Origin of the sequence: Cellulosilyticum ruminicola JCM 14822 (genome assembly GCF_001311925.1) — a bacterium.
Taxonomy (GTDB): domain Bacteria; phylum Bacillota; class Clostridia; order Lachnospirales; family Cellulosilyticaceae; genus Cellulosilyticum; species Cellulosilyticum ruminicola.
Genome location: NZ_BBCG01000106.1, coordinates 1 through 6011, shown reverse-complemented (window position 1 = coordinate 6011; position 6011 = coordinate 1). Strand labels below are relative to the sequence as shown.

Genomic DNA, 6011 nt, shown 5'->3' with positions numbered 1-6011 from the left:
ACAAAGCCTATGGCCCCAGATCACACATCTGCCCATCTAACTTGATCTAATCCTGATGCTGTTTTACATATAAAAGATTTTACTTTAGAAATCAATAATTCACTCTCTCCTGAGCTATTAAGTTTGTTGATTCAGGCGGAACTCTTGCTTGATGATGCAAAAGGGTTTGACAAAGTGTACATAGCCTGTGGTCATACTGACCTTAGACTTGGGATTGATAGATTATCTTGTCTTATACAAGAACAGTTTCACTTAGATCCATTCAAGCCATACATCCTGTTTATGTTTTGTGGCAAGCGAGCTGATCGCATTAAGTGTTTATTATGAGATGAAGATAAGATGGCTTTTTACTTCTTTACAAACGTTTAGAGGCTGGACGTTTTCTATGGCCTAGAACGGAAAATGATGTATTAAATATTACGCCCGAGCAATTTCAATGGCTTATGCAAGGATTGGCTATTGAACAGAAAAAATAATTCCAAAGGTTATACCTACAAGATCATTATAAGTTTTGTGCAATATAGAGAAATTTATAGATGAACAGCTTACACAGATTTTTAGTAAAGATAACTGGAAAGAACTTCCCGAAGAAGTATACAAACGCCTTACCTTCCATCCAGCTGTTTTTGAAGTTAAAGAACATCATGTATCTGTTTATGCTTGAAAAGATAATGAAACGATTGTACGTGCTGATCGTCCTGCAGATCTTTTACGTTATTATGACACCATCATTAGCAGCTGCAATCATGAATGCAGAGTATGTAAATGCCATTCCGCTTTATCGTTTAGAGCAAGAGTTTAAACGTGCAGAAGTCAATATCTCTAGGCAGGTAATGACTAACTGGGTAATACGTTGTACTGAAAGATACTTATCATTAGTATGGATTCGATTGCATCAAGAATTATATAGGTCACCTGTCATTCAAGCAGCTGAAACACCAGTGCTTGTTAATAAAGATGGACGTTCTGCAGGAGCAAAAAGCTATATGTGGGTCTATCGTACAGGAAAAATGTATGATACAGCACTTCAACATATCAGTGCCACCTATAAGATTGAAGAAGAACTTAAAGACCTTTCTTCTGAGGAAAGAGAGAAATCTGCAACAGGAAAAAGATTTACTTACTGTATCAATCAGGAGCAATATCTCAGATTCTTTTTAGAGAATGGAAATGTCACAGTAGATAATAATGCTGCTGAACAATCTATACGAAGCTTCTGTATAGGCAAGGCTAACTGGCATTTGATCGATACAATCAATGGTGCAAAAGCTAGTGCAATCATCTATAGTATTGCGGAAACAGCTAAAGCGAATTAGTTGAAACCATACACTACTTTGAACACTTACTGATTGAGCTGTCAAAACATCAATATGACACAAATTTAAGTTTTATAGTAGAATGACATTTCATAAAACCAAATGATTTAGCAATTTTTTCGATAATAGATGGTATAAAAAGTTTAAAAAGTCTAGATACTAACTTTGCAATATGCATGGGAAACCTCCTTTGTTTTAGTGATATTAGACTTAGAGGTTTCCCATTTTTATTATTTTGATTACTGGAAAATTTTATTTATAGGTTAACGTGTATGATTCTATATTACTGCTCATTAATTTTTATTCTACTTTTTCAAATCTCATTTTATAGTACTCCCAGTTTTTAAAGTTGCTTACTTTTATCTGTTCATATTCTTCTAATTCCTTAACATAACCTTCATCAACAGTTTTATAATTTTCCTTATAAATAATAGGAACTTCTTTTCTCAACTCATTAATATAATCAAAAAATGGATCCTGTCCTGAATATCCTAGTAATTCTAATATCATACCACCTAGATAATTTGCATTAATTCTATTATCTTCTGGTAAATCTAACTCCACTTTCTTTTCATCTAAGTTAATCATTTGAGCTGCTTTTTCATTTGTCCAAATCACAAAAGGTGTTGAATAAGTATTAACTATATTTTCTACACTCGTTTCATCACCTACATTTAACCCCAACTCTTTATAAGATAAATAGTTGTCCCCTAAATTCGGTAAATGATCTCCGAAGAATACTACTACTACTGGTTTATCTTGTGCTTCAAAATAATCTGTAAGATCTTTAATCATTTGATTGGCATCTCTAATACCTTCCATATAAACAGATACGAAATCTTTTGCTTTTTGTGAAATTGTTTTTGATATTTGTATCTCTGGTATTGGTAAATCACCATATTTTCTAACTGTATATGGCATGTGATTTTGAATAGATGTAATGTATGAGAATAATGGTCCCTTTGAATTATCATTTGTATGTTCTTCAAATTGCTCAATAATGCGTTGTGTTAACACACTATCTGCAACCATATTTCCTTTTTTATCTTCTTTAGTAAATGCTTCACTAAATATACTTTCTGTCATACCAAAGTATTTATATACGCTATATCTATTGTAGAACCAACTATCCCTGGATGCATAAATAATGTTTGATAATCATTTCCTGCAAACACTCTAGCAATACTTTGTGTATTTTTACCTACTACTCTAAATGCAGATGTTGGTACACTATTTAACATATTGGTTTGCATACCTGTCATAACATCAAACTCTGTGTTAGCTGTTCCGCCACCAAAACCAGGAACTACGATATGTCCTGCTATACTATTTTTTGACTGTGTAATTTCTCTCCAATATTTATATGGATCATCTTCCGATGTATAAGTAAATACATCATTCATTCCTACATCCGAAAATGCTTCATTCATAATGAAGATTACATTAGGTTTCTCTTCTGGCATGGCACTTTCTGATGTTGTGTATGTTTTAATAAGATCTTCAACTTCTTCTTTTGAGAAATTAGCAGGTTTCTCTACAGGATAACTATTTAAATTGTATAGGAAACAATATGTAAATCCTAACTCATTAAATACTCTACTAATATAACTTCTATTACTTACATGAAGTTTGTTGTAATACACTTGTTTTGAACTATAAATATATTTATTAGTAAAAAATATAGCTATTACTACTAACACACATCCAATAATTCGTGTACGTATCTTTATTTTTTTTGCTTTTATAAAATGACCTATAACTAAAAACATTATTACTGCTAAAATAATCAATGCTAATAATTCATATTTTATTTTCACTTGAAAATCTGATACTGTATTTATGGCTTCTTGAACTAATTGAAAATCCCTTGGTACAAATGGATCATCTCTTAATTCAATCTTTAATCTATTAACTAGAGAACATACATTAAAAATAAGACTGATTATTGCGGCTGCATAAAATAAATTATTAATTACAAAATATAATAATATGAGTGCTATAAGTGGGGGTAAATAATTTACCAATAATATAAGTGGCTGTTCACCTATTAGTTTTAAAACTGCTCTAGATGAACCTGGTTGTATATAAAATGTTGATAGAGTAATGAACATAGCAATTATAGGCATAAGTGCTACTGTGCATATCCAATTAAGTTCTATTTTTTTTATTGTCCAATCTGAGTTTTTGTTTATTCTGTACTTCTTGCTGGACTTTTTCATTTTCTAACATTCCCTGCATATCTGCCTCCTTTATTGTTAGCTACTTGCGTCCTTATAAACAAGTACTTATTTTTCAACCAAATTCTAACATTAATTTTATATTTTTTCATCTCCAAAAGCAATGAAAAATATCCCCTTACCTTTATTGTAGCTTCATATAAATATGCATTATAATATAACCAATACTATACTATATTGGAGGTTATTATGTCTTCTAACAAAAAAAGACTATACCAAAACAAGCTTAAGATTAGCTTAATGTTGGCCTTATTACTTATAATTACATGCTTAATATTTATAACTTGGCCTATTTGGAAAAGCTACAATAAATCTGTAGATATTATGCAATTAACTTCAAATACCAAACCAGTATTTACTCTATCTTCTATTTTACCTTATGAACATGAAGTAACTATGGGGATTATTAATAATCCTTCTTATTCTAACTCTTCAGTGAATCTATCACTTAATATAAATGATTTGCCATCTAATTCAAATGAACTATTAGATGACCTTCAACTATTATCAAACAGCTTCCCATCAAATAATCAACCTATATTTTTATCTTTCTTGCCTTTAGAAAATACTAGTATAGATGATTATATTAATGCGTTTTCAAGCTTAAAAGATGTACTAAAAAACAAAAACTTATCTAATGTCCAGCTTATCCCTTATCTTCAATCTGGAAATTCTAGTCATTCTTCAAATTATACATTTAAAAAATCTGTTCTAAAAAAATATCAGAATTTAAATAGTTCATATATAGGATTAACACTTTCTTCAATTGAAGACTTAAAACTACTCAATAGCATTTACAATACATTAGATTCTTCTATTACTTTAGTATTGAATGATGTAATTCCTCAAAATAATATATCTGATAGCATAACTGGTGCTGAAACTATTAACTATATTTACTATAACTTAGCAGTTAAATATCCTAGAATTGAAACTATCTATTCACCTTACGTTACTCTTACTCGTAATAAATGGCTTAAGGATATTCATGCTGAATTGTTACCAGCTTTAGATACTCGTTATATCCATACTTATGAAAATCTTATTTCAAAGCCTTGGATTACAATAAAATCCGAAGAAACTACAAGTATATCTCCTTATACAGCTTTAAAGGATTATGATACTTTATCTAACGATGTAGAGCTTATATTATCACCAGATTCACCTTTATTAAAAACACATAAAAATAAATCTAAAAACACATCGTATATCAACTATAGAATCAATACACAAGTTTTTAAGGTACAATCCTATTATCCTTATGAATTAACCCTGGATACCACTAGTCTACCTAATGGTATTAATCGATTTAAAGCTTTAGCATATAATAATATAGGTACAATTATAAGTGCTCCTAGTATCGATTTAATCATTTCTAATGATAATGTAAGTCCACGTGTAACTAGACTTCAAAAACACTATTCATTAGATCAAAAGCCTATTTATACCTCTGAATACATTCCGATTCTTATGTATCATACTATTGCAGATACTGTAGTCCCAGAAGATGAAAATAGCTGCGTTGAAACATCTATATTTGAAAGCCAAATTAAAAGCTTAATTGATAATGGTTACACACCTATTACCTTCAATGACTTAGAAAATTATTTAGAAAACAAAGCAGGTTTACCAGAAAAACCAATTTTAATTACTATGGATGATGGCTATCTCAATAACTATACACTCGCCTATCCAATCTATAAAAAATATAATATTCCAGCTACACTATTCGTATCTCCTTATTATATGGAACAAGAAAATACAGATAGACACTTTGGGTTCAATGCAGCTAGAGAAATGGAAGCAAGCGGTTTAATTGATATTGAATCACACGGATACAATCACACACCATTTACCCACCTTTCACTCAGAGATGTTAAATATCACATTTCTATTTCAAAAGGCATCCTAGAACAAAATCTAGGCAAACGTGACACTTTCACCTTCGCCTACCCTCAATTCCGCAACACCTACCTCACTCGCAAAACCCTAACCACCCAAGGCGTAAACTTTCAAATCACCAAACTAGCAAAATCGGGGACAGGTCTACAAAGCTCACACTTAAAACGTATCAACGTTCCAAATACAATGTCTCCTGAAGAACTCATTGCAACTCTACAAAGTCTCACTTCTTAAAGACCTGTCCCTAAAAACTCTCAAGGATTTTTTAGGGACAGGTCTTTAATTTATATTACTAACTATAAACGTGTAAAATTAATTCCAATAATTTCTAGTACGATTTTGAGCAAAATAAAAAACATTTATGACATTTCTTGATATAATTAAGTCGACAAAAACCATAATCATAAGGTTGTTCATTTCATAACTCTCATTTAAAAAGCAAAACAGTATATGGACATCAGTTTGTTACTGTTTTGCTTCGATGTGGAGACCTTGTGCTCCCGTATGACTCAGAAGGATATTCCTCGCTGTTTAGATTTGTAACTATAACGAGTTG

At 30.9% G+C, this 6011-nt stretch carries 5 protein-coding genes and 2 pseudogenes; 5 read left to right on the top strand and 2 right to left on the bottom strand.

Going from position 1 to position 6011, the window contains the following annotated elements:
* Positions 1 to 174: 174 nt before the first annotated feature.
* The 4 genes and pseudogenes from tnpB (JCM14822_RS25265) to JCM14822_RS17615 all read left to right on the top strand — a co-directional run bounded on the left by tnpB (JCM14822_RS25265) (position 175) and on the right by JCM14822_RS17615 (position 1316).
* On the top strand, positions 175 to 327 hold the full coding sequence (gene tnpB, locus JCM14822_RS25265; RefSeq protein ID WP_408606221.1) for an IS66 family insertion sequence element accessory protein TnpB: 153 nt from the start codon (positions 175 to 177) through the stop codon (positions 325 to 327).
* 23 nt (positions 328 to 350) lie between these two features.
* Positions 351 to 476 (top strand): annotated as a pseudogene (gene tnpB / locus JCM14822_RS25260) (IS66 family insertion sequence element accessory protein TnpB); the annotation flags it as partial.
* A 35-nt stretch (positions 477 to 511) separates the two neighbouring features.
* Positions 512 to 664, top strand: coding sequence for a hypothetical protein (locus tag JCM14822_RS21060; RefSeq protein ID WP_172674861.1), 153 nt, complete (start codon positions 512 to 514; stop codon positions 662 to 664).
* A gap of 55 nt (positions 665 to 719) precedes the next feature.
* Entirely contained in the window at positions 720 to 1316 is a 597-nt protein-coding gene (locus JCM14822_RS17615; RefSeq protein WP_054743874.1) for an IS66 family transposase, read from the top strand.
* A 49-nt stretch (positions 1317 to 1365) separates the two neighbouring features.
* Here the strand turns inward: JCM14822_RS17615 and JCM14822_RS22840 are convergent, their stop codons facing one another.
* Together JCM14822_RS22840 and JCM14822_RS17610 are read right to left on the bottom strand one after the other, a co-directional pair.
* Positions 1366 to 1494, bottom strand: a complete 129-nt coding sequence (locus tag JCM14822_RS22840) for a hypothetical protein (protein WP_278287253.1) — start codon at positions 1492 to 1494, stop codon at positions 1366 to 1368.
* Between the two features lie 122 nt (positions 1495 to 1616).
* Positions 1617 to 2719 (bottom strand): annotated as a pseudogene (locus tag JCM14822_RS17610) (LTA synthase family protein).
* Positions 2720 to 3742: 1023 nt separating this feature from the next.
* On the opposite strand from JCM14822_RS17610, the gene JCM14822_RS17600 reads away from it, so the two are divergent.
* The gene (locus tag JCM14822_RS17600; protein WP_054743868.1) at positions 3743 to 5689 is read left to right on the top strand and encodes a polysaccharide deacetylase family protein; all 1947 of its coding nucleotides are present in this window, start codon (positions 3743 to 3745) and stop codon (positions 5687 to 5689) included.
* The last annotated feature ends 322 nt before the right edge of the window (positions 5690 to 6011 follow it).